The sequence below is a fragment of the Haliea atlantica genome (genome assembly GCF_054779855.1).
In genome coordinates, this window is record NZ_BAAGXL010000003.1 from 896334 (window position 1) to 916555 (window position 20222).

Consider the following 20222-nt stretch of genomic DNA (forward strand, 5'->3'; position numbering starts at 1 on the left):
CCATCTCCTGCTATCTATCGACTGGTGCTCAGCTCAAACGGCCGTGACACTGTTTGTACTTTTTCCCGCTGCCGCAGGGGCAGGGGTCGTTGCGGCCCACCTTGGGCTGGTCGCGCACCACGGTCTGGGGAGTCGCCGCCGCATCTCCCCGGGGTTCGCCCTGGCCCTCGTCGGACTGCGACTCCTCCGCGAGCGCCGAGGCCGCCGCGTGCTGGAAGGCCAGGCGTTCCTTCTCCGCCGCCTCGCGACGGCGCGCCTCGATCTGGGCCGCCTCGTCCTGGCGCTGAATCTGCACGTGGCTGAGGAACTTGATCACCTCGTACTTGAGATTCTGCAACAGTTGCTCGAACAGGGCGAAGGATTCGCGCTTGTATTCCTGCTTGGGGTTCTTCTGGGCGTAGGCGCGCAGGTGAATGCCCTGGCGCAGCTGGTCCATGGTGGCGAGGTGGTCCTTCCACAGGGTGTCCAGTACCTGCAGCATAATCTGCTTCTCGATCTTGCGCATGGCCGGGCCAACCGATTCGCACTTGGCGTCGTAGGCCGTCTGGATCTCGGCGACGATGCGCTCGCGCAGGTTTTCCTCGTGGAGGTTCTTGTCCTCGTCCAGCCACTGCTGCACCGGCAAGTGGATGGCGAACTCCGCCTCCAGCTGTTTTTCCAGCCCGGGAATATCCCACTGCTCTTCCACGCTCTGGGGCGGTATGTAGGAGGAGATCGCGTCGTTGACCACGTCCTCGCGGATCGCCGTGATCATCGGGCTGATGTCGCCCTCGTTGAGCAGCTCGTTGCGTTGCTTGTAGATGATCTGGCGCTGATCGTTGGCGACGTCATCGTACTCCAGCAACTGCTTGCGGATGTCGAAGTTGCGACCCTCCACCTTGCGCTGGGCCTTTTCGATGGCATTGGTGACCATGCGGTGCTCGATGGCTTCGCCCTTCTCCATGCCCAGGGCCTGCATGAAGCCCTTGACACGGTCCGAGGCGAAGATGCGCATCAGGTTGTCTTCCAGGGACAGGTAGAAACGGGACACACCCGGGTCACCCTGGCGCCCGGCACGGCCGCGCAGCTGGTTGTCGATGCGGCGCGACTCGTGGCGTTCGGTGCCCAGGATATGCAGGCCGCCGGCCTCCAGCACCTGATCGTGGCGCGCCTGCCAGGCCTTGCGCAATTCCTCCCGCTGCTCGGCGGTGACCTCGCCGAGGGACTCGATCTCGGCATCCAGGTTGCCACCCAGGACAATGTCGGTACCCCGCCCCGCCATGTTGGTGGCAATGGTAACCACGCCCGGCCGACCCGCCTGGGCAATGATCTCGGCTTCCTGCTCGTGGTATTTGGCGTTGAGTACCTTGTGCTCGATCTTGTCCTGGCGGAAGCGGTGGGACAGCTCTTCGGAGGTTTCCACCGAGGCGGTGCCGACCAGCACCGGCGCGCCCTTCTCCATGCAGGACTGCACGTCGGCGATGATCGCGTCGAACTTCTCCTCCCGGGTCAGATAGACCAGGTCGTTCAGGTCCACCCGCTGGGGCGGCTTGTTGGGCGGAATCACCAGCACTTCCAGGCCGTAGATCTGGCGGAATTCGAAGGCCTCGGTGTCCGCGGTCCCGGTCATCCCCGCCAGCTTGCCGTAGATGCGGAAATAGTTCTGGAAGGTGGTCGAGGCCAGGGTCTGGCTCTCGCTCTGGATCGGCACCCCTTCCTTGGCCTCGATGGCCTGGTGCAGGCCCTCGGACAGGCGCCGCCCGGGCATGGTGCGGCCGGTGTGCTCGTCGATCAGCACCACCTGGTTGTTCTGGACGATGTACTCCACGTCGCGGTTGAACAGCACGTGGGCGCGCAGGCCGGAGTAGACGTGCTGCAGCAGGCCCAGGTTGGTGGCGGCGTAGAGGCTGTCGCCCTCCTCCAGCAAGCCTTCCTTGACCAGCAGATCCTCGACAAACTCGTGGCCGGCTTCGTTGAGCTCGATGTGGCGCTGCTTCTCATCAACCGTGTAGTGGCCTTCCTGGCCCTCGCTGTCTTCCTTCAACAGGGGCACCAGCTTGTTGATGCGCTTGTAGAGGGCGGAGCTGTCCTCCGAGGCACCGGAGATGATCAGCGGGGTGCGCGCCTCGTCGATCAGGATGGAGTCCACCTCGTCGACAATGGCGAAGGCCAGCTCCCCCTGCATCTTGTCCTCCAGGCTGAAGGCCATGTTGTCGCGCAGGTAGTCGAAGCCGAACTCATTGTTGGTGCCGTAGATCACGTCGCAACGGTAGGCCTGGCGCTTCTCCTCCTGGGACTGTCCCGCGCGCACCACGCCGACACTCAGCCCGAGGAAGCGGTAGAGCGGGCCCATCCAGTGGGCGTCGCGGCCGGCCAGGTAATCGTTCACCGTCACCAGGTGCACGCTGTGGCCAGTCAGGGCGTTCAGGTAGGTGGGCAGGGTCGCCACCAGGGTCTTGCCCTCCCCGGTGCGCATCTCGGCAATCTTGCCCTCGTGCAGCGCCATGCCACCGATCAGCTGCACGTCGAAGTGACGCATCCCCAGGGTGCGCTCACTGGCCTCGCGGCAGACCGCGAAGGCCTCCGGCAGGATCCGGTCGAGACTTTCGCCCTGCTCCAGGCGCTGGCGGAACTCGTCGCTTTTTGCCGCCAGGGCAGTGTCGTCCAGCGCCTTGATCTCGTCGGCGAGGGCATTGATCTGGCGCACAACCTTGCGCAGGCGTTTCAGCTCCCGCTCGTTGCGGGTGCCGAAGATTTTTTTCATTGCATTGGTGATCATGTCATTGGTCGTCGCGATATACGGAACTGCCCGCCCGGATAGGTCTCGGACGGGGCCTTGGTACCTGCTGCGAGGAAGCTGTCAGCGTCGCGTGCGGCGCACGTAGCTGGAGGGGTCGACCGGGCGGCCGTGCTTGTACACTTCGAAGTGCACGTGGGAGCCGGTAGCGCGGCCGCTGGAGCCCATCAGGGCGATCGGCTCACCCTTGCGTACAACGTCCCCCGGCTGCACCAGGTTGTCCTGGTTATGGGCGTACAGCGTTACCAGCCCGTCGCCGTGGGACAGCTCGACCAGATTGCCGTAGCCGGGCTTGCGCCCCGACCAGGTCACCACACCGCTGGCCACGGCCACCACGTTGGACCCCGCGGGGCCGGCGAAATCAATGCCGTAGTGGCTGGAGCGCTTGCCGGTGAAGGGATCGGTGCGGACGCCGTAGCCCGAGGAGATGTAACCTTTCTCGACAGGGCGCCCGGAGACCCAGGCCTGGTCATCCAGTTTGCGGTGGGTCAGCAGCGATTCAAGGATATCCAGCTCGTGCTCGCGCCGACTGAGACGCTCGGCGAAAGCCTCCATGTCCTCGGTGAGACCGGGCGCCAGGAGGTCGACGCCGTAATCGGGGGCGAGCGGCCCACCCACGGCCGGTGTCTGGCTGAAATCAAACTCCCCGGCCTCGAGGTTCGCCATGCCGGCGAGGTGTTCGCCGAGGGCATCTAGTCGGGTCATCCGCGCCTGCAGCTCCGCCAAGCCCATGGACAGGGCCTGCAGCTTGCGTTCAGCCCGGGCTCTCAGGCCCTGAAGTTCGGAGGACTGTGAGGCCAGCTCATCCTGCATGCTGTCCAGGGAGCTTTCGCGCACGGCGCGGGCCTCGGCCTGCTGACCGACAAAATACCCCAGCGCCACCAGCCCCAGGGGAAGCCCGAGACAGCACAGGGATAGCAGGGCACGGGACCAGCGGCCCAATTCGACAGACCGCGAACCGCCATGCTTTCGGTGTATGAGGACGACCTTCATTGACAACCGGCTGCAGGATACAGGCGCGTGACTATGCCACAGGCGTGTAAATATTACCACTTCAGATTTGGCCACGGGCACCGCAGCTGGGGCCGATCCAGGGGCCCGGTCGGCGGTGAGCCGGCGCGACGCCGGGCCGATTGCGGATAGCGTGTGCTCAGGCGGCCGCGGGGGCCAGAGCGTAGGAGATCGGGGCGCTGGCCTCGTCCTCGAAAGTCACCATCTCCCAGCTGTCCGGCTGGGCGATCAGGCTGCGCACCACGGCATTATTGAGGGCGTGCCCGGACTTGTAGGCGCGGAACTCGCCGATCAGGCTGTAACCCATCAGGTAGAGATCACCGATGGCATCGAGGATCTTGTGGCGCACGAACTCGTCGTCGTAGCGCAAACCATCCTGGTTGAGAATGCGATATTCATCCACCACGATGGCGTTGTCGACACTGCCGCCGCGGGCCAGGCCGCGGGAGCGGAGGTACTCGATCTCGTGCATGAAACCGAAGGTCCGCGCACGGCTCACCTGCTTGACGAAGGAGCTGGTGGAAAAATCGATCTCCGCGTGGGGAGACCGATCGCGGAACACCGGATGGTCGAAGTCGATGGTGAAGGAGACCTTGAAGCCATCAAAGGGGAGGAAGCTGGCTCGCTTGTCTCCGTCCTCCACAACCAGCGGACGCTTGATGCGGATGAATTTCTTGGCCACTGCCTGTTCCTCGATTCCAGCGGACTGGATCAGGAACACGAAGGGCCCCGCACTGCCGTCCATGATCGGCACTTCGGAGGCGCTGACATCGACATAGGCATTGTCGATACCCAGCCCCGCCATCGCCGCCATCAGGTGTTCCACGGTCGACACCTTCTCGCCATTGGCGCAGAGGGTGGTGGACAGCGTGGTCTCGACGACGTTCTCCGCGCGCGCGGGGATCTCGACCACCGGGTCGAGGTCGGTGCGACGGAACACAATACCGGTGTTGACGGGCGCCGGACACAGGTTCAGATAGACCTTGTCGCCGGTGTGCAGGCCAATTCCGGTCGCCTGGATGGCATTGCGCAGAGTCCGCTGTCGAATCATAGGTCCGTCCGTTCGTGTCCATTACCTTGCCAGGGCCCCGGCAGCCTGAACTGTCCGGGGCACCCCTGGGGCCGCATCACGCAATGTGGCCCGAGCCAGGCAGCCGCGTCTGGACGGACTACCCGCTTAGTCGGCCTGTCGGCGCAGGAAGGCGGGAATATCGAAATACTCCTCGCCGCCGGCTTCGAGGGCCGCGGCAGCTGCCTGCCCTGCGCCGCCGCGTGCGCGACGCATCATGGTGGGGCGTTCGTAATCCCGGTAGTTGGGCTCGGAACCCGACTCCGCCTGGCGCTGTGCCGGCGCATCCACCACCTGCAGCGGCACCCGGGCCGCCTCCCCGCCGAGGCCCGTGGCCACGACAGTTACCTTGATCTCATCGCTCATGTCGGGGTCGATTACCGTGCCGACCACGACCGTCGCCTCGTCGGAGGCGAACTCCTCGATGGTGTCACCCACCTCGGAGAACTCACCCAGGGAAAGGTCGAGACCCGCGGTGATGTTGACCAGGATGCCGCGTGCGCCCTGCAGGTCGATATCGTCCAGCAGCGGGCTGTTGATCGCGCGCTCCGCAGCTTCCCGGGCACGGTTTTCACCGCGGGCACTGCCGGTTCCCATCATCGCCATGCCCATTTCGGACATCACCGTACGTACGTCGGCGAAGTCCACGTTGATCATGCCGGGGCGAATAATCAGGTCGGCAATACCCTGAACTGCGCCCAACAATACATCATTCGCTTCGCGGAAGGCATCCAATAAACTGGTACTTTTTCCGAGGACCTCGAGCAACTTTTCGTTGGGAATGGTGATCAGCGAATCGACGTATTGCTGCAGTTCCTGCACGCCGCGCTGGGCGATTGCCAGGCGCTTCTTGCCCTCGAAGGGGAAGGGCCGGGTCACCACCGCGACCGTCAGGATACCCATTTCCCGCGCCACTTCGGCAACGATCGGGGCGCCGCCGGTGCCGGTGCCACCGCCCATGCCGGCGGTGATGAACACCATATCGGCACCGCGCAGGGACTCGGCGATGCGATCGCGATCTTCCATCGCCGCGGCGCGACCCACCTCGGGGTTGGCGCCGGCACCCAGGCCCTTGGTGATGCTATTGCCCAGCTGCAGCACCGTGCGCGACTCGATGTCCGAGAGCGCCTGGGCGTCGGTGTTGGCGCAGATGAAATCGACGCCTTCCACCCGGTTGTCGATCATGTGTTTCACGGCATTGCCACCGCCGCCACCGATACCGATGACCTTGATGACCGCGTTCTGAGGTACGTTGTCAATCAGTTCAAACATGGTCTTTCTCCCCTTTCTCGTGTTTGCCGCGCTCGCGCGCGGCGATTTACCGCTTGAAAATCAGAAATTGCTCTGCAGCCAGCCGCGCAGGCGCGCGAACAGGCCTGTGCCATCGTCCAGGTCACCCCCCGCGGCGCTGCGTTCAGCCAGCTGGCGCTGCCCGTACTGCAGCAGGCCCACCCCGGTGGAGTAGATCGGGTTGCGCACGATGTCGTTCAGCCCCTTGACCGTCTGCGGGTAACCCACCCGCACCGGCATGTGAAAGATTTCCTCGGCCAGCTCGACCACGCCTTCCATCTTGGCGGTGCCGCCAGTCAGGACGATGCCCGCGGGCACCATGTCCTCGAAGCCACTGCGGCGCAGTTCGGCCTGCACCAGGGTGAAGAGCTCGTCATAGCGGGGCTCGACGACCTCTGCCAGCGCCTGGCGGGACAGGTCCCGCGGCGGGCGGTCACCCACGCTGGGCACCTTGATGGTCTCGTCCGGCCCGGCCAGCTGGGTCAGGGCGCAGGCGTACTTGATCTTGATCTCCTCGGCGTACTGGGTCGGCGTACGCAGGGCCATGGCGATGTCGTTGGTCACCTGGTCGCCGGCGATCGGGATCACCCCGGTGTGGCGGATGGAGCCCTCGGTGAACACGGCGATATCCGTGGTGCCGCCGCCGATATCCACCAGGCAGACCCCGAGTTCGCGCTCATCGTCGGTCAATACGGCGTGGCTGGAGGCCAGCTGTTCGAGAATGATTTCCTCGACATCCAGTCCGCAGCGGCGGATGCACTTCTCGATGTTCTGGGCCGCATTCTCGGCACAGGTGACCAGGTGCACCTTGACCTCCAGGCGTACACCCGACATGCCCAGGGGCTCCTTGATGCCCTCCTGGTTGTCGATGACATACTCCTGGGGAAGGATGTGCAGAATTTTCTGGTCCTGGGGGATGGCCACCGCCTTGGCGGCATCCAGCACACGCTCGATCTCCAGGTGAGACACCTCCCGCTCGCGGATCGCCACGATGCCGTGGGAGTTCAGGCTGCGGATGTGGCTGCCGGCGATCCCCGCGTAGACGGAGTGGATCTGGCAGCCGGCCATCAGCTCGGCCTCCTCCACCGCCCGCTGAATGGACTGCACGGTGGATTCGATGTTCACCACCACGCCCTTCTTCATGCCCTTGGAGGGGTGCGAGCCGATACCGACGATCTCGATGCCCCCGTCGCTGGTCAACTCGCCGACAATCGCCACCACCTTGGAGGTGCCGATGTCCAGTGCCACGATCATGCGTTTGTCCTGTGCGCTGCCCATGGCAGTCTCACTCCCCACCAGTCATATGTGTTGTTGTCTGTTGTGCGCTACCCAACTGGGCCAGCCCACCTGCCACCTCGGCCGGAGGCGCGCGGAACGCGACTGCCAGCCCCTGGCTGTAACGCAGGTCCACCTGCTCCACCCGCGCCGGATCCACCGACAGTTCGGCCCGCCATACCCGGGCGAAGCGCGACAGGCGCGCACGCAACTCGCGATCGCCCAGCACCAGCCGCACGCCGTTGGCCAGCTCCGCCGTCAGGTGGCCGCGCTCATCCCGGCGCAGTGCCGCCAGCTCGAGCTCCAGTGGCTGCAGCCACTCTCCCAGTTGCTGGAAGGAGACGATCAGCTCGCGGGCGCTGCCCGGGGGCCCCTCGAGCCGCGGCAGGTCGCTGCCGAGCTCCCGCGCCCGGCGGGATTCGAAAACCTCTCCCTCATGGTTGAGGAAGCCCCCCTCGCCCCAGCGGGCAATCGGCAGCTGCTCCACCACTGCGACCTCCAGGGCATTCGGCCAGCGGCGACGCACCGTGGCGCGGTAGATCCAGGGCAGGGCCTCCAGTTCACCGCGCACGGCCACGAGGTCGGCATTCAGGAAGCCCCCCGCCAGGGCCGGCTGCACCACCTCCTCCACTGCCGCAATCTGCGTGCGCTGCAGGTTGCCGCTGATAACCACCCGCTCCACCGGAATCGCCGCCAGGGCCAGCCAGGCCCGGGTGGCGGCCAGCCCAACCGCACACAGGCCCGCGACAATCAGCAGCCGGTTCAACCAGCCGCCCAGGCGCGGCCAGAGACCATTGCTGCGCGCTGCGGCCGTACGACGCCCGCGGCGACGCGGGGTCGCGGCAGCGCGGCGGCGGTGGGCCTTGCGACGCAGCTCAGCCATGGCGGTGACGCTCCTCCCAGCTCAGTTCCACGATCCGGCGCACCAGGGCCGGCATCTCCATACCCGCGGCCCGCGCCGCCATCGGCACCAGGCTGTGGGAGGTCATGCCGGGGATGGTGTTCACTTCCAGCACGTAGAAGCGGCCATCGGCATCGCGCATCAGGTCGGCGCGCCCCCAGACCGCGCAGCCCAGGCTGCGGAAGGCGGACAGTGCCAGCGCTGCGACCTCCGCCTCCTCAGTGGCATTCAGGCCACTGGGGCAGTGATAGCGGGTATCGTCTGACAGGTACTTGGCTTCGTAGTCGTAGAACTCGCGATCGGTCTCCATGCGAATGGACGGCAGCGCTCGCTCACCGAGGATGCCCACGGTGTATTCCGGGCCACGGATGAATTGCTCCGCCAGCACCGTGCCGTAGCCCGCCGCCGCCCGCCAGGCCGCCTCGAGCTGTTCAGCACTGGAGGCGGGGGACATACCCACGCTGGAACCTTCACAGGCCGGCTTCACGAACACCTTGCCAAAGCGGGCCATAACCGCCGACCAGTCGGTGTCCGCATCCAGGGTGACAAAGCCGGCCGTGGACACCCCGACGCCCTGCCACAACTGCTTGCTACGCTGCTTGTCCATGGCCAGGGCCGAGCCGAGTACCCCGGAACCGGAGTAGGCCACCCCCAGGCTCTCCAGGGCGCCCTGGATCACGCCGTCCTCGCCTCCGGGGCCGTGCAGGGCATTGAAGGCGAAGGACACGCCCTCCAGTTCGCGAACCCAGCCCGCCTGCGCCGGGTCTACCCGGCGCACCCGGCAGCCGAGTGACTGCAGGGCGTCGACAATGGTGGCGCCGGTCTGCAGGGAAATGTCCCGCTCGGCGGACTGTCCGCCCAGCAGAACGGCAACATCGGCGGCGGTAGCCAGCTCCCAGCTCATGCTTCGGCCTCCAGCGACCCCAGGGCCTGCAGGTCCTGGGCCAATCGTCCAATATTCCCCGCGCCCTGGGTGATCACCACATCGCCGTCGCGGAGGATATCGCGCAGCAGCGCCGGCACCATCTCCACCGACTCCACGAACACGGGCTCCACCTGGCCCCGCTGGCGGATACTGCGGGCGAGGCTGCGGCTGTCCGCACCGGGGATCGGATCTTCCCCCGCGGGGTAGACGTCCAGCAGCAGCAGAAGATCACAGCGGGACAGCACGGCTACAAAATCCTCGTAGAGATCGCGGGTGCGGGAGTAGCGGTGCGGCTGGTAGACCATCACCACCCGGCGATCCGGCCAGGCCTGGCGCGCCGACTCCAGGGTGGCGCGCACTTCGGTCGGGTGGTGGCCATAGTCGTCGACCAGCAGGGCGCTGCCCCCGGGCAGACCCAGCTCGCCGAGCTGGGTAAAGCGCCGACCGACGCCGGCAAAACCCGCCAGCCCGCCGAGAATGGCGGCATCCGGCACGCCCTCGTCGCAGGCCACCGCGATGGCCGCCGCGGCATTCAGCACGTTGTGTCGCCCCGGCATGTTCAGGTGCACAGCCAGTGGCGATTGCCCCGCCGGCCGGTGCAGGGTAAAGCGCGTAGTCAGGCCATCGGGGGACAGGTCGGTGACGCGATAGTCCGCCTCCTCGGCAAAGCCGTAGGTGACGAACTGGCGGGACAGGTCGGGGGTCAGCCCGGTCACCACGGGATCATCGGCACAGAGGACCGCCAGCCCGTAGAAGGGCAGGTTGTGCAGGAACTCCAGGAAGGTCCCCCGCAGGCGCGAGAAATCGCCGCCGTAGGTTTCCATATGGTCCGCCTCGATATTGGTAACCACGGCCACCATCGGCTGCAGGTGCAGGAAGGAAGCGTCGCTTTCATCGGCCTCGGCGATCAGGAAACGGCTGGCACCCAACTGGGCGTTGCTGCCGGCGCTGTTGACCAGACCGCCGATGACAAAAGTCGGATCCAGCCCCGCCTCGGCAAAGATCGCCGCAATCAAGCTGGTGGTGGTGGTCTTGCCGTGGGTACCGGCCACGGCGATGCCATGGCGGTAGCGCATCAGCTCCGCGAGCATCTCGGCGCGGGGCACCACCGGCACCCGCGCCTCCCGCGCGGCGCGGACCTCGGGGTTGTCATCCTTCACGGCACTGGAGCTGACCACGACATCCGCGGCGCCGATATTGTCGGCGGCGTGGCCGAAGTGAATCACGATGCCCTTGCGCTGCAAGCGCTCGGTTACCGAGGTGGGACGCAGGTCAGAGCCGGCGACCTGGTAGCCGAGGTTGACTAGGACTTCGGCGATCCCGCTCATGCCGGTGCCGCCGATGCCTATCATGTGGATCCGGCGGATACGGCGCATCTCGGGCACACTGTAGACGTTGCGCTCACTCATGGTTCAGCAGCTCCTGGACGCAATCGGCAACGTCCGCGGTGGCCCGGGGGCTCGCCGCCGCGGCAGCCGCCGCGGCCATGGCGGCCAGGCGCCGGGGGTTATCGATATAGCCCTTGAGTGCCGCGGCCACACGCTCGGCGCTCAGTTCGGACTGACGCAGCAGTAACGCGCCGCCGCGTTCAGAGAGGCTGCGCGCGTTGGCGGTCTGGTGGTCGTCGATGGCATGGGGCAGCGGCACCAGCAACGCAGGACGCCCCATCACGGCCAGCTCCGCCACGGTCAGCGCGCCGGCACGGCAGAGCACCACATCGGCCCAGGCATAGGCCTCTGCCATATCCTCGATAAAGGGGCTGACACGAACGCCCTGGCCCAGCAGGGCGCCATAGTCCTTCTCCAGACCCGCCGCATGGGCCTCGCCGGCCTGGTGCCAGACCTCTACGGCGCCCGCGCCCGCGCGCTGGCTCAGCTGCCGGACCACTTCCGGCAGCAGCTGGTTGATCGGCTGTGCACCCAGGCTGCCGCCGAGAACCAGCAGGTGCAGTGGGCGCTGACCGTGATAGTCCCAATGGTGCTCCCGCGCCGCCTCTACCAGGGACTCGCGTACCGGGTTGCCCAGTAAGCGCGGCTGCATCGCGTCCCGGAAAGCGCCAGGGAAGCCCGCCACCACGGTGCGCGCCAGGGGCGCCAGCAGCCGGTTGGTGGTTCCGGCAACCGCATTCTGTTCGTGGATCAGCAAAGGCCGGCGCAGCAGCCAGGCCGCCAGGCCCGCGGGGCCAGCCACGTAGCCCCCCATGCCCACCACACAATCCGGCTTCAGACGCCAGACCAGGGACAGGGCCTGTAGCAGTGACCACAGCAGGCGCAGGCCACCCACCAGGGTATGCCAGGGGGTCTTGCCGCGAAGCCCGCGCACCGCGAGGGTGTGCAGGGGGATACCCGCCGCTGGCACCACCCGCGCCTCCAGCCCGCGCTGGGTACCCACCCAGTCGACCTGCCAGTCGCGGGCCTGCAGCACCTGGGCCAGGGCCAGTGCCGGGAAGACATGCCCGCCGGTGCCCCCCGCCATGATCAATACCCGCGGCCGGCTCATGGGCTTGCCTCCCGCGTGGCGGCACCCGCCGGGGCGGGACACTCCATGGCAACACGCAGCACCAGGGCCAGCATGCAGCAGGACACGATCAGGCTGGAACCGCCGTAACTCACGAAAGGCAGCGTCAGCCCCTTGGTCGGCAGCAAACCCGCGCTCACGCCCATGTTGACGAAAGCCTGGCCGGCATACACCAGCGCCACGCCATAGCAGAGATTGGCGCCGAACTCGTGCCCCCCGAGTTGGGCCAGACGCCCCACCTGGAGCACTCGCCAGATCAAGGCGACGAACAGCCCGATCAGCGCCAGGGCCCCGATGAAGCCGGTTTCCTCGGCCCAGATGGAGAACACGAAGTCGGTGTGGGCTTCCGGCAGATAAAACAGTTTCTGCACACTGTTGCCCAGGCCGACCCCAAACCACTCGCCGCGACCGAAGGCAATCAGTGACTGAATCAGCTGGAAGCCACTGCCGTAGGGATCCGCCCAGGGATCGGTGTAGGCGGTCAGTCGCTGCATCCGGTAGGGCGCCGCCAGGACCAGCAGTACCAGCCCGCCCAGGGCCAGGCCAAGCACAGTCAGGAAAGGCGCCAGTCGCGCCCCCGCCAGGAACAGCATGCCCATGACCATGCCACCGATGATGACAGTCGCGCCGAAGTCGGGCTCGGCAAGCAGCAGGAGAGCAACCAGGCCCAGCACACCCGCCGGCTTGATGAAGCCGCTCCACTCCTGGCGCACCTCCCGCGCCTGTCGCACCAGGTAGCCCGCCAGGTAAATCAGGATGGCCAGCTTGGCAAACTCGGAGGGCTGCAGGCTGAACGGCCCGATGGCCAGCCAGCGCTGCGCCCCGTAGACCTCTTTGCCGATACCCGGCAGCAACACGACGACCAGCGCGGCGAGCCCTACCAGCAACCACGCCCAGCCGGTTCTCAGCCAGAAACCCAGGGGCAGGAGCAGAACCAGGCTGGCGGCCGCCAGGGCCACCAGCAAGTACATCAGGTGTCGATGGGTGTGATGCCAGGCGTCCTGGAAGTGCCAGTCCGCGTACTCCACCGAGGCCGAACTGATGGCGACCAGACCGGTGAGCAGCAGCGCCAACCCCAGTCCGAACAGGACGGGCTCAACCCGCAAGTCGCGCCAGGGGCCAATCATTCCCGACCCTCCCGCAGCGCCGCCACGGCGGCCACGAAAGCCTCACCGCGGGCCGCATAGCCGGTGAACATGTCGAAGCTGGCGCAGGCGGGGGACAGCAGAACCACATCCCCGGGCGCAGACAGCTGGGCCGCTGTCGACACCGCCTCCGGCATGTCGGCAACCCGGTGTACCGGGCAGAGGTCGCCCAGGGCACCGGCGAGCTCCTCCGCCGCTTCCCCGAGCAGGAGCAGCGCCTTGCAGTGGCGCTGTACCACGCCGCGCAGAGTGCGAAAATCCGCACCCTTGCCAATACCGCCAGCGACCAGCAGGACATTGCCTTGCCCACCGACACCGCTCAGGGCCGCCTCGGTGGCGCCAATATTGGTGCCCTTGGAGTCGTTGACATAGCGCACGCCATCCACACTGCCGACGTTCTGGCAGCGGTGGGGAAGCCCCTGGAACTGGCGCGCCGCGCGCAGCATGGCCTCCATCGGCAGGCCCGCGGCGTAGCCCAGGGCCAGCGCCGCCAGGGCGTTGCCGAGGTTGTGGCGACCGACCAGACCGAGGTCGCTGGCGGGCATCAGGGGTGTCAGCCCGCGGCAGAGCCAGTCGACGCCGTCCTCGCTGCGCACCCCGAAACCATTCAGGTCCGGCTCGCCCAGTCGCCAGCTGGTCACCGGCACTCCGGGCTCCAGCAAGGGCTGGGTCAGGGGATCGTCGCGATTGACCACCGCGTGGCCGCAGCCGCGGAAGATGCGGTGCTTGGCCTGATGGTACTGCTGAAGAGAGCCGTGGCGGTCCAGGTGGTCCGCGGAAATATTGAGTACCGTGGCCACGGCGAGCGCCAGTCGTCCAGCCCGCTCCAGCTGGAAGCTGGAGAGCTCCAGCACGTACAGTTCACGCCCGGGTGCCAGCAGGTCCAGCGCCGGCACGCCTAGGTTGCCCCCGACACCGACATTGACCCCCGCGGCCTCGGCCATGCAACCGAGCAGGGAGGTCACCGTGGATTTGGCATTGGAACCGGTAATACCCACAACCGGTGCCTCTGCGGCCGCGACAAACAGGTCGATATCGCCGAGAACGCGGGCTCCCGCGGCCATCGCGCGCACGACCAGCGGATCGTCCAGGGCAATGCCCGGGCTCACCACCCAGTCGCCGCCGCTCTCTACCAGGGCGTCTGGCGCGCTGCCCGCGAAGACCGGCACCTCGGGAAACTCGCTGCGCAGTGCAGCCAGTCCCGGCGGGTCTTCGCGAGTGTCGATCACCGCACAGCGATCACCGCGGCGGCGCAGGTAGCGCACGCAGGACAGCCCGGTCACACCCAGGCCGTAGACAACGGTTTGCGCACTGCTGGCAATCAGACTATCGGTCACGGTGCCCCTGTACTCCTTATCGCAGCTTCAATGTCGCCAGCCCGAACAGGACCAGCATCACGGTAATAATCCAGAAGCGCACGATCACGCGCGGCTCCGGCCACCCCTTCAGCTCGAAGTGGTGGTGAATCGGCGCCATGCGGAAGATGCGCCTGCCTGTCAGCTTGAAGGAGGCGACCTGCAGGATGACCGAGACGGTCTCCAGCACGAAAATCCCCCCCATGATGAAGAACACGATCTCGTGGCGGGTAATCACCGCCACGGTTCCCAGAGCAGCGCCCAGTGCCAGTGCCCCCACGTCGCCCATAAACACCTGCGCCGGATAGGTGTTGAACCAGAGGAAGCCCAGCCCGGCCCCGGCAATCGCACCGCAGAACACCGCCAGTTCACCGCTGCCCGCGACGTAGGGAATATGCAGGTAACTGGCAAAATCCACGTGGCCGGTGAGATAGGCGATGACGCCCAGCGCGGTGCCCACCATCACCGTGGGCAAAATGGCGAGGCCGTCGAGGCCATCGGTCAAATTGACCGCGTTACTGGCGCCGACAATCACGAAGTAGGTGAGCAGGATGAACAGCGGGCCCATGCTCCAGGCAAAGTCCTTGAAAAAGGGCACGAAGAGCTGCGTCGTCACCGGTGTGTCAAAGGCGACATAGAGATAGATGGCCGCCGCGAGCCCCGCCACCGACTGCCAGAAATATTTCCAACGTGCGGGCAAGCCACGGGAGTCTTTCTCCACCACTTTGCGGTAATCGTCGACCCAACCCACGGCACCGAACACCGCGGTGACCCCCAGCGCAATCCAGATGTAGGGGCTGCGCAGGTCGGCCCACAGCAGGCTCGCCACGGCGATGGCCACCAGGATCAGCGCACCCCCCATGGTGGGTGTGCCGGATTTGCTCAGATGGCTCTGGGGCCCGTCGCTGCGCACCGACTGGCCGACCTGGTACTGGTTCAGCCAGCGAATCATTGCCGGCCCAACCAGCAGCGAAATCGCCAGCGCCGTACCCGCCGAGAGGATGCTCCGCAGCGTCAGGTACTGAAAGACCTGAAAAGCCCCCTCAAATCGCGTCAGATATTCGGCCAGCAGCAATAGCATCTCAGTCTCCCGCCTCGCTTGAGTCTTCGGCCAGCGCCGTCAGCAGGCGCTCCATGGCGCTGCCGCGGGAGCCCTTGATGACGAGGGTATCCCCCGCCTGTAATTGATCGCGCAGCGCCACCGCCGCGCTGCCGCAGTCGGCGAACCACTGCCCTCCGTCGCCGAAAACGTCGACCGCTCCGCGCAGCGCCTCACCCACCCCGACAAAGGCCTCCAGCCCCTGCTCCCGGGCATATTCGCCAATCTCGCGATGCATGCGCTCACTCTCGGAACCCAGCTCCAGCATGGCACCCAGGGCCAGCCAGCGACGGGGCGCGCAGTCCGTCAGCAGATCGATCGCGGCGCGCACCGAACCGGGGTTGGCGTTGTAGGTGTCATCCACCAGGGTGCAGCCCCGCGGGCCACGGGACAGGGCCCCGCGGCCCGTCACCGGCCTGACCTCGGCGAGACCTGCGGTTATCTCGGCAAGGCCCAGGCCGCAGGCCAGACCGATGGCCATCGCCGCCAGCGCATTGGAAACGTTGTGTCGACCGGGCAAGGCCAAACGCACGGGTGTGTCCCCCGCGGGCGTCGAGGCGATAAAACTGGAGCCGGCCATACCCCGGGAGCGAATATCCCGGGCCCGAATCGCCGCGGTTCCCTCCAGGGCATAATCCAGGATTCGCGCGCCCTGGGCCCGGGCACGCCAGCGAGCCGCCCAGGGCTGGTCGGCGTTGATAATGGCCGTGCCCTGACCGCGCAACCCCTGGTAAATCTCGCCCTTGGCCTCGACCACGTCCTCGAGGGTGCCGAAGCCCTCCAGGTGCGCCGGCATGGCATTCAACAGCAGCGCGACATCCGGCCGCGCAAAATCACACAGCCAGCCGATATCCCCGCGTCGGCCGGCACCCATTTCCACCACCGCAAACCGATGGGACGGCTTGAGCCGCAACAGGGTGAGCGGGACACCGATCTCGTTGTTCAGGTTGCCCTCGGTGGCCAGGGTTTCGCCGCCGCGTGAGAGCACCGCTGCGACCAGGGTCTTGGCCGTGGTTTTGCCACTGCTGCCGGTAATGCCCACCAGGGTTCCGCGGTAGGCCCGGCGATTGTGGGCGGCGAGGTCTGCCAGCGCCTGGCGCGTATCGCCCACCCGAATGATCGGCAATGTTGTCTCCACGTCGCGGCTGACCACCGCGGCGACAGAGCCTGCCGCCGCAACCGCATCGAGGAAGTCATGGCCATCCACGCGTGCACCCGGCAATGCCACGAACAGGTCACCGGGCTCAACCCTCCGGCTGTCGATGGTGACACCCCGCACCGAGGCGTCACCGCCCCGCAACTCGCCCTTCACCGCCTGCGCCAGTTCGCCCAAGGTAAATTCACGCATCATGCCGTCTGCCCTCCCGACAGGGCATCCCGGGCGCAGGCCCGGTCACTGAACGGCACCCGCCGATCACCCAGAATCTGATAATCCTCGTGCCCCTTGCCGGCAATCACGACACAGTCACCCGGTCGCGCCCCGGCGAGCGCCCGGTGAATGGCCCGGGCACGGTCGGGCTCCCGCACAACCGGCCGCTCACAGCCGGCTTCAATGGCATCCAGAATGGCCTCGGGGTCCTCGCCGCGGGGGTTGTCGGAGGTCAGCAGCACCTGGTCGGCGAGCCGACAGGCAACCTCACCCATCAACGGGCGCTTGCCCGGGTCGCGATCGCCACCGCAACCGAATACGACATGCAACTCTCCCTCGACGTGGGGACGCAGCGCGGCCAGGACCTGCGCCAGCGCATCGGGTGTGTGCGCGTAGTCGATGACCACCTGTAGCTGCCGTGTGTTGGCCACCAGCTCCATCCGCCCCGGTACCGGCTGCAGCGCGCTGACGGCCGCCAACACCGACGCGAGCGGGGCGCCGAGACATACCGCGGCGGCGATGGCCGCGGTGACATTGGCCAGGTTGAAATCTCCCGGCAGGGGACTGTCGAAGCTGCCCTCCCCCCAGGGAGTCAGCACGTCGGCGCGCACACCACCGCTGTGGAAGTCGGCGCGAAGCACACGGATGTCCGCCTCCGCACGCCCCGTTGGCGAGTAGGTCCAGGGGCGAACAGCCGCCGGCAGATTCGCCAGCAGCGTCGCCGAGAAAGCATCGTCCAGGTTGATCACCGCGTCGCCCAGCTGCGGGGAAAGGAACAGTTTCATCTTGCTCTGCCCGTAAGCCGCCATACTGCCGTGGTAGTCGAGGTGGTCACGGGACAGGTTGGTAAACAACGCCACGCGAAAGGCCAGACCATCCACGCGCCCCTGGTCGAGGGCATGGGAGGACACCTCCATGGCGACACTGTCCACCCCCGCCTCGCACCAGTCCGCCAGCTGTCGTTGCAGGGCGATGGCATCGGGGGTGGTATTGAGGGCCGCAGCAATATCGTCACCCAGGGTCGCACCGAGTGTGCCGATGACGCCGCAGCGCTGACCGCAGCGACGCAGCAGCTGGGCCACCAGGCGCGTACAAGTGGTCTTGCCGTTGGTACCGGTGACACCGAGCACGGCCAGGGCCTTGGCGGGGTCGCCGAAAAAGCGCGCGGCCAGGCCACCCAGGCGGCGTGCCAGGCCCTCGATGGAAACGACCGGAACGGACCCCGTATCCAGACCCGCCGGGAGCGGGGGCTCGGCAATGACTGCCGCCGCGCCGCCGGCGACCGCCTCGCGAATGAAGTCCCGCCCGTCGTGATGCTGCCCGGGCAGGGCAACAAACAGCTGACCGGGCGCAATCCGGCGACTGTCCAGCTGCAGATCAAAGACACGGACGTCCGGCACCGCCGGAATCAGACCGTCCAGCAGCTCGGGCAGTGACATGCCGCGCGCGCTACTCATCCCTCTACCCCCCGCCGAGCGGTGGTGTCCGCCTGGGCCAGTACGGCCTCGGGCTGATCCGGCGCCACATTCAGCAGACGCAGGGTACCCGCCGCGACCCGCGCGAAGACCGGCGCTGCCGCCGCGCCGCCGCCATAGGCCTCGCCCTGGGGCTCGTCAATCACCACTACCGTCACGAAGCGCGGATTGTCGATGGGGGCCATGCCGGCGAACAGGGCCAGGTATTTCTTGTCCTGGTAACCGCCCGGGCCGACCTTGTGCACCGTACCGGTCTTGCCCCCGACATCGTAGCCATCCACCCTCGCCCGGCGCGCAGTGCCGTGCTCACCGGTCACCCGGTGCAACACGTCACGCACTTCCCTCGCCAGGTCGGCGCTCACTACCGGCACAGCCGTATCCGCGGCGTCGGCATCGGCGACCCGAAGCAGGGATACCTGGGGCAACTGCCCATCGTTGGCAAATGCGCTGTAGGCCCGCGCCAGCTGCAAAGGCGTGGCGGTCAACCCATACCCGAATGCCAGGGTCACCTTTTCAATCGCACTCCAGCGGTTGCGGCTGGGCAGAAAGCCCGCGCTCTCACCGGGGAAGCCGGTGACCATCGGCTGGCCGAAACCAAAGCGCGAGAAGACCTCCAGAATCGGTTCGTGCCCAAGATCCTGTGCCAGCTGCGTGACGCCAACCTGGCTCGACTTCTCGATCACCCGGGAGACACTGATTTCCCCATAGTTGCGCGGATCAGGCAGGGTCTTGCGCCCCACCCGGATATAACCCGGCGAGGTATCGATCATGCTTTCCGTACTCCAGCGACCGCTCTCGAGGGCGGCCACCAGCGTAAAGGTCTTCATCGTCGACCCGGGCTCATACATGTCGGTCATGGCCCGGTTGCGGGTGTGCGAGGGCTTCGGCGCGCTGGTCTGGTTGGGGTTGAAGACCGGGTGATTCACCATGGCCAGCACTTCGCCGGTGCGGGCATCCAGGGTCACGATGGTGCCGCCGCTGGCGCCGGTTACCGCCATCGCCCGCTGCAACTCCTGGTGGTGCTGGTATTGCAGGCGCAGGTCGATGCTGAGGGCCAGGTCGGCACCCGGCCGGGCGGGCTGATCCACGCCGATGTAGCGCACGGCATTGCCGCGCAGATCCTTGATGTAACGCTTCTTGCCCGGGACCCCGCGCAGCACGCTCTCGTATTGCAGCTCGAGACCCGCGATGCCCTCGCCATCGATATTGGTGAAGCCCAGAAGATGTGCGGTCACTTCCCCGGCCGGGTAGTAGCGCTGGTACTCGCGGAAGCCACCCACCCCGGGCACCCGCAAGTCGAGCACCTTGCGCGCCACCTCGGGTACCAGGTGGCGACGCAGATACATGAAACCCTTGCCCTCGAAGCGGTCCAGGCGCGCCTGCAGGTCAGTCAGGGGCATCTCCAGCGCCATCGCCAGGGGCTGGAGATCCTCAACCTCCACCAGCAGTCGCGGGTCGGCCCACAGGGAGATCACCGGGGTACTGACCGCCAGGGGCTCACCGCGCCGGTCTGTGATCAGGCCGCGGTAGGCAGGAATCTCGGCGACCCGCACCGTACGCTGATCGCCCTGTTGCTGCAGGAACTCGCGACCGTGTTCGGTATCCAGCACCTGCAGGGAGAGAATTCGTCCGAGGAGAAGAGCCAGCAATGCCAGCAGCGCCACCACCATCAGGTGAAAACGCCAGGCGGGAACGGCTCGCGTACGCTGCCGGCTCATGGTCGTACCACCCTGACACTACCGGGCGCCGGAGCCTGCATGTCCAGCTCACCGGTGGCAGTGCGCTCAACGCGATAGTGGGAGGCCCAGGTACTTTGCTCCAACAGCAGACGCCCGTAGTCCTCCTGCAGGGCCCACTGCTCGACTTCCAGGCGCTGCAGCTCGGTATGCAGCTCACGGCAGGCATGGGAGGCATGCACCACAGCCAGCGCCGAAGCAAGCAGCAACAGCGTCAGCAGTCCCGCCCACAGCGGTGCCTGCCGCGACCCGAACGAAACCCGGTGCGCCACCGCCATC

General features: G+C 66.6%; 16 protein-coding genes. All 16 read right to left on the reverse strand.

Annotated elements, in window-relative coordinates; translation table 11 throughout:
- Nucleotides 1–28: 28 nt before the first annotated feature.
- The 16 genes from secA to ftsL all read right to left on the reverse strand — a co-directional run bounded on the left by secA (nt 29) and on the right by ftsL (nt 20221).
- A complete protein-coding gene (gene secA / locus ACYVGS_RS04200; RefSeq protein WP_460587383.1) occupies nt 29–2758 on the reverse strand; it encodes a preprotein translocase subunit SecA in 2730 nt (909 codons plus the stop codon).
- An 81-nt stretch (nt 2759–2839) separates the two neighbouring features.
- Nucleotides 2840–3718, reverse strand: coding sequence for a M23 family metallopeptidase (locus ACYVGS_RS04205; RefSeq protein ID WP_460587384.1), 879 nt, complete (start codon nt 3716–3718; stop codon nt 2840–2842).
- A gap of 208 nt (nt 3719–3926) precedes the next feature.
- Complete coding sequence (gene lpxC / locus ACYVGS_RS04210; RefSeq protein WP_460587385.1) at nt 3927–4838, reverse strand: UDP-3-O-acyl-N-acetylglucosamine deacetylase; 912 nt, start codon at nt 4836–4838, stop codon at nt 3927–3929.
- A gap of 126 nt (nt 4839–4964) precedes the next feature.
- Nucleotides 4965–6128, reverse strand: coding sequence for a cell division protein FtsZ (gene ftsZ, locus ACYVGS_RS04215; protein WP_460587386.1), 1164 nt, complete (start codon nt 6126–6128; stop codon nt 4965–4967).
- Nucleotides 6129–6188: 60 nt separating this feature from the next.
- Complete coding sequence (gene ftsA / locus ACYVGS_RS04220; RefSeq protein ID WP_460587387.1) at nt 6189–7424, reverse strand: cell division protein FtsA; 1236 nt, start codon at nt 7422–7424, stop codon at nt 6189–6191.
- 7 nt (nt 7425–7431) lie between these two features.
- Nucleotides 7432–8304, reverse strand: a complete 873-nt coding sequence (locus ACYVGS_RS04225) for a cell division protein FtsQ/DivIB (protein ID WP_460587388.1) — start codon at nt 8302–8304, stop codon at nt 7432–7434.
- Nucleotides 8297–9226, reverse strand: coding sequence for a D-alanine--D-alanine ligase (locus ACYVGS_RS04230; protein ID WP_460587389.1), 930 nt, complete (start codon nt 9224–9226; stop codon nt 8297–8299). The genes ACYVGS_RS04225 and ACYVGS_RS04230 overlap by 8 nt, the downstream gene beginning before the upstream one ends.
- The gene (gene murC, locus ACYVGS_RS04235; protein WP_460587390.1) at nt 9223–10656 is read right to left on the reverse strand and encodes a UDP-N-acetylmuramate--L-alanine ligase; all 1434 of its coding nucleotides are present in this window, start codon (nt 10654–10656) and stop codon (nt 9223–9225) included. Before murC ends, ACYVGS_RS04230 begins: the two co-directional genes overlap by 4 nt.
- Nucleotides 10649–11746, reverse strand: a complete 1098-nt coding sequence (gene murG, locus ACYVGS_RS04240) for a UDP-N-acetylglucosamine--N-acetylmuramyl-(pentapeptide) pyrophosphoryl-undecaprenol N-acetylglucosamine transferase (RefSeq protein ID WP_460587391.1) — start codon at nt 11744–11746, stop codon at nt 10649–10651. The genes murC and murG overlap by 8 nt, the downstream gene beginning before the upstream one ends.
- On the reverse strand, nt 11743–12891 hold the full coding sequence (gene ftsW / locus ACYVGS_RS04245; protein ID WP_460587392.1) for a peptidoglycan glycosyltransferase FtsW: 1149 nt from the start codon (nt 12889–12891) through the stop codon (nt 11743–11745). Before ftsW ends, murG begins: the two co-directional genes overlap by 4 nt.
- Nucleotides 12888–14246, reverse strand: coding sequence for a Mur ligase family protein (gene murD / locus ACYVGS_RS04250; protein ID WP_460587393.1), 1359 nt, complete (start codon nt 14244–14246; stop codon nt 12888–12890). The genes ftsW and murD overlap by 4 nt, the downstream gene beginning before the upstream one ends.
- A gap of 16 nt (nt 14247–14262) precedes the next feature.
- Nucleotides 14263–15345: an MraY family glycosyltransferase gene (gene mraY, locus ACYVGS_RS04255; protein ID WP_460587394.1), complete on the reverse strand. Its 1083-nt coding sequence runs from the start codon at nt 15343–15345 to the stop codon at nt 14263–14265.
- 1 nt (nt 15346) lies between these two features.
- Complete coding sequence (locus tag ACYVGS_RS04260) at nt 15347–16714, reverse strand: UDP-N-acetylmuramoyl-tripeptide--D-alanyl-D-alanine ligase (RefSeq protein ID WP_460587395.1); 1368 nt, start codon at nt 16712–16714, stop codon at nt 15347–15349.
- Nucleotides 16711–18189: a Mur ligase family protein gene (locus tag ACYVGS_RS04265; protein WP_460587396.1), complete on the reverse strand. Its 1479-nt coding sequence runs from the start codon at nt 18187–18189 to the stop codon at nt 16711–16713. Before ACYVGS_RS04265 ends, ACYVGS_RS04260 begins: the two co-directional genes overlap by 4 nt.
- Nucleotides 18186–19925 carry a peptidoglycan D,D-transpeptidase FtsI family protein gene (locus ACYVGS_RS04270; protein ID WP_460587397.1) on the reverse strand — a complete coding sequence of 580 codons (1740 nt, stop codon included), beginning with the start codon at nt 19923–19925 and terminating at the stop codon, nt 18186–18188. Before ACYVGS_RS04270 ends, ACYVGS_RS04265 begins: the two co-directional genes overlap by 4 nt.
- Nucleotides 19922–20221, reverse strand: coding sequence for a cell division protein FtsL (gene ftsL / locus ACYVGS_RS04275; protein ID WP_460587398.1), 300 nt, complete (start codon nt 20219–20221; stop codon nt 19922–19924). The genes ACYVGS_RS04270 and ftsL overlap by 4 nt, the downstream gene beginning before the upstream one ends.
- Nucleotide 20222 lies beyond the last annotated feature (1 nt).

Bases quoted from the DNA above. Each gene is read 5' to 3' on its own strand.
- secA (WP_460587383.1), bottom strand. From the start codon at position 2,758: ATGATCACCAATGCAATGAAAAAAATCTTCGGCACCCGCAACGAGCGG.
- lpxC (WP_460587385.1), bottom strand. From the start codon at position 4,838: ATGATTCGACAGCGGACTCTGCGCAATGCCATCCAGGCGACCGGAATT.
- ftsZ (WP_460587386.1), bottom strand. From the start codon at position 6,128: ATGTTTGAACTGATTGACAACGTACCTCAGAACGCGGTCATCAAGGTC.
- ftsA (WP_460587387.1), bottom strand. From the start codon at position 7,424: ATGGGCAGCGCACAGGACAAACGCATGATCGTGGCACTGGACATCGGC.
- ACYVGS_RS04225 (WP_460587388.1), bottom strand. From the start codon at position 8,304: ATGGCTGAGCTGCGTCGCAAGGCCCACCGCCGCCGCGCTGCCGCGACC.
- ACYVGS_RS04230 (WP_460587389.1), bottom strand. From the start codon at position 9,226: ATGAGCTGGGAGCTGGCTACCGCCGCCGATGTTGCCGTTCTGCTGGGC.
- murC (WP_460587390.1), bottom strand. From the start codon at position 10,656: ATGAGTGAGCGCAACGTCTACAGTGTGCCCGAGATGCGCCGTATCCGC.
- murG (WP_460587391.1), bottom strand. From the start codon at position 11,746: ATGAGCCGGCCGCGGGTATTGATCATGGCGGGGGGCACCGGCGGGCAT.
- ftsW (WP_460587392.1), bottom strand. From the start codon at position 12,891: ATGATTGGCCCCTGGCGCGACTTGCGGGTTGAGCCCGTCCTGTTCGGA.
- mraY (WP_460587394.1), bottom strand. From the start codon at position 15,345: ATGCTATTGCTGCTGGCCGAATATCTGACGCGATTTGAGGGGGCTTTT.
- ACYVGS_RS04260 (WP_460587395.1), bottom strand. From the start codon at position 16,714: ATGATGCGTGAATTTACCTTGGGCGAACTGGCGCAGGCGGTGAAGGGC.
- ACYVGS_RS04265 (WP_460587396.1), bottom strand. From the start codon at position 18,189: ATGAGTAGCGCGCGCGGCATGTCACTGCCCGAGCTGCTGGACGGTCTG.
- ACYVGS_RS04270 (WP_460587397.1), bottom strand. From the start codon at position 19,925: ATGAGCCGGCAGCGTACGCGAGCCGTTCCCGCCTGGCGTTTTCACCTG.
- ftsL (WP_460587398.1), bottom strand. From the start codon at position 20,221: ATGGCGGTGGCGCACCGGGTTTCGTTCGGGTCGCGGCAGGCACCGCTG.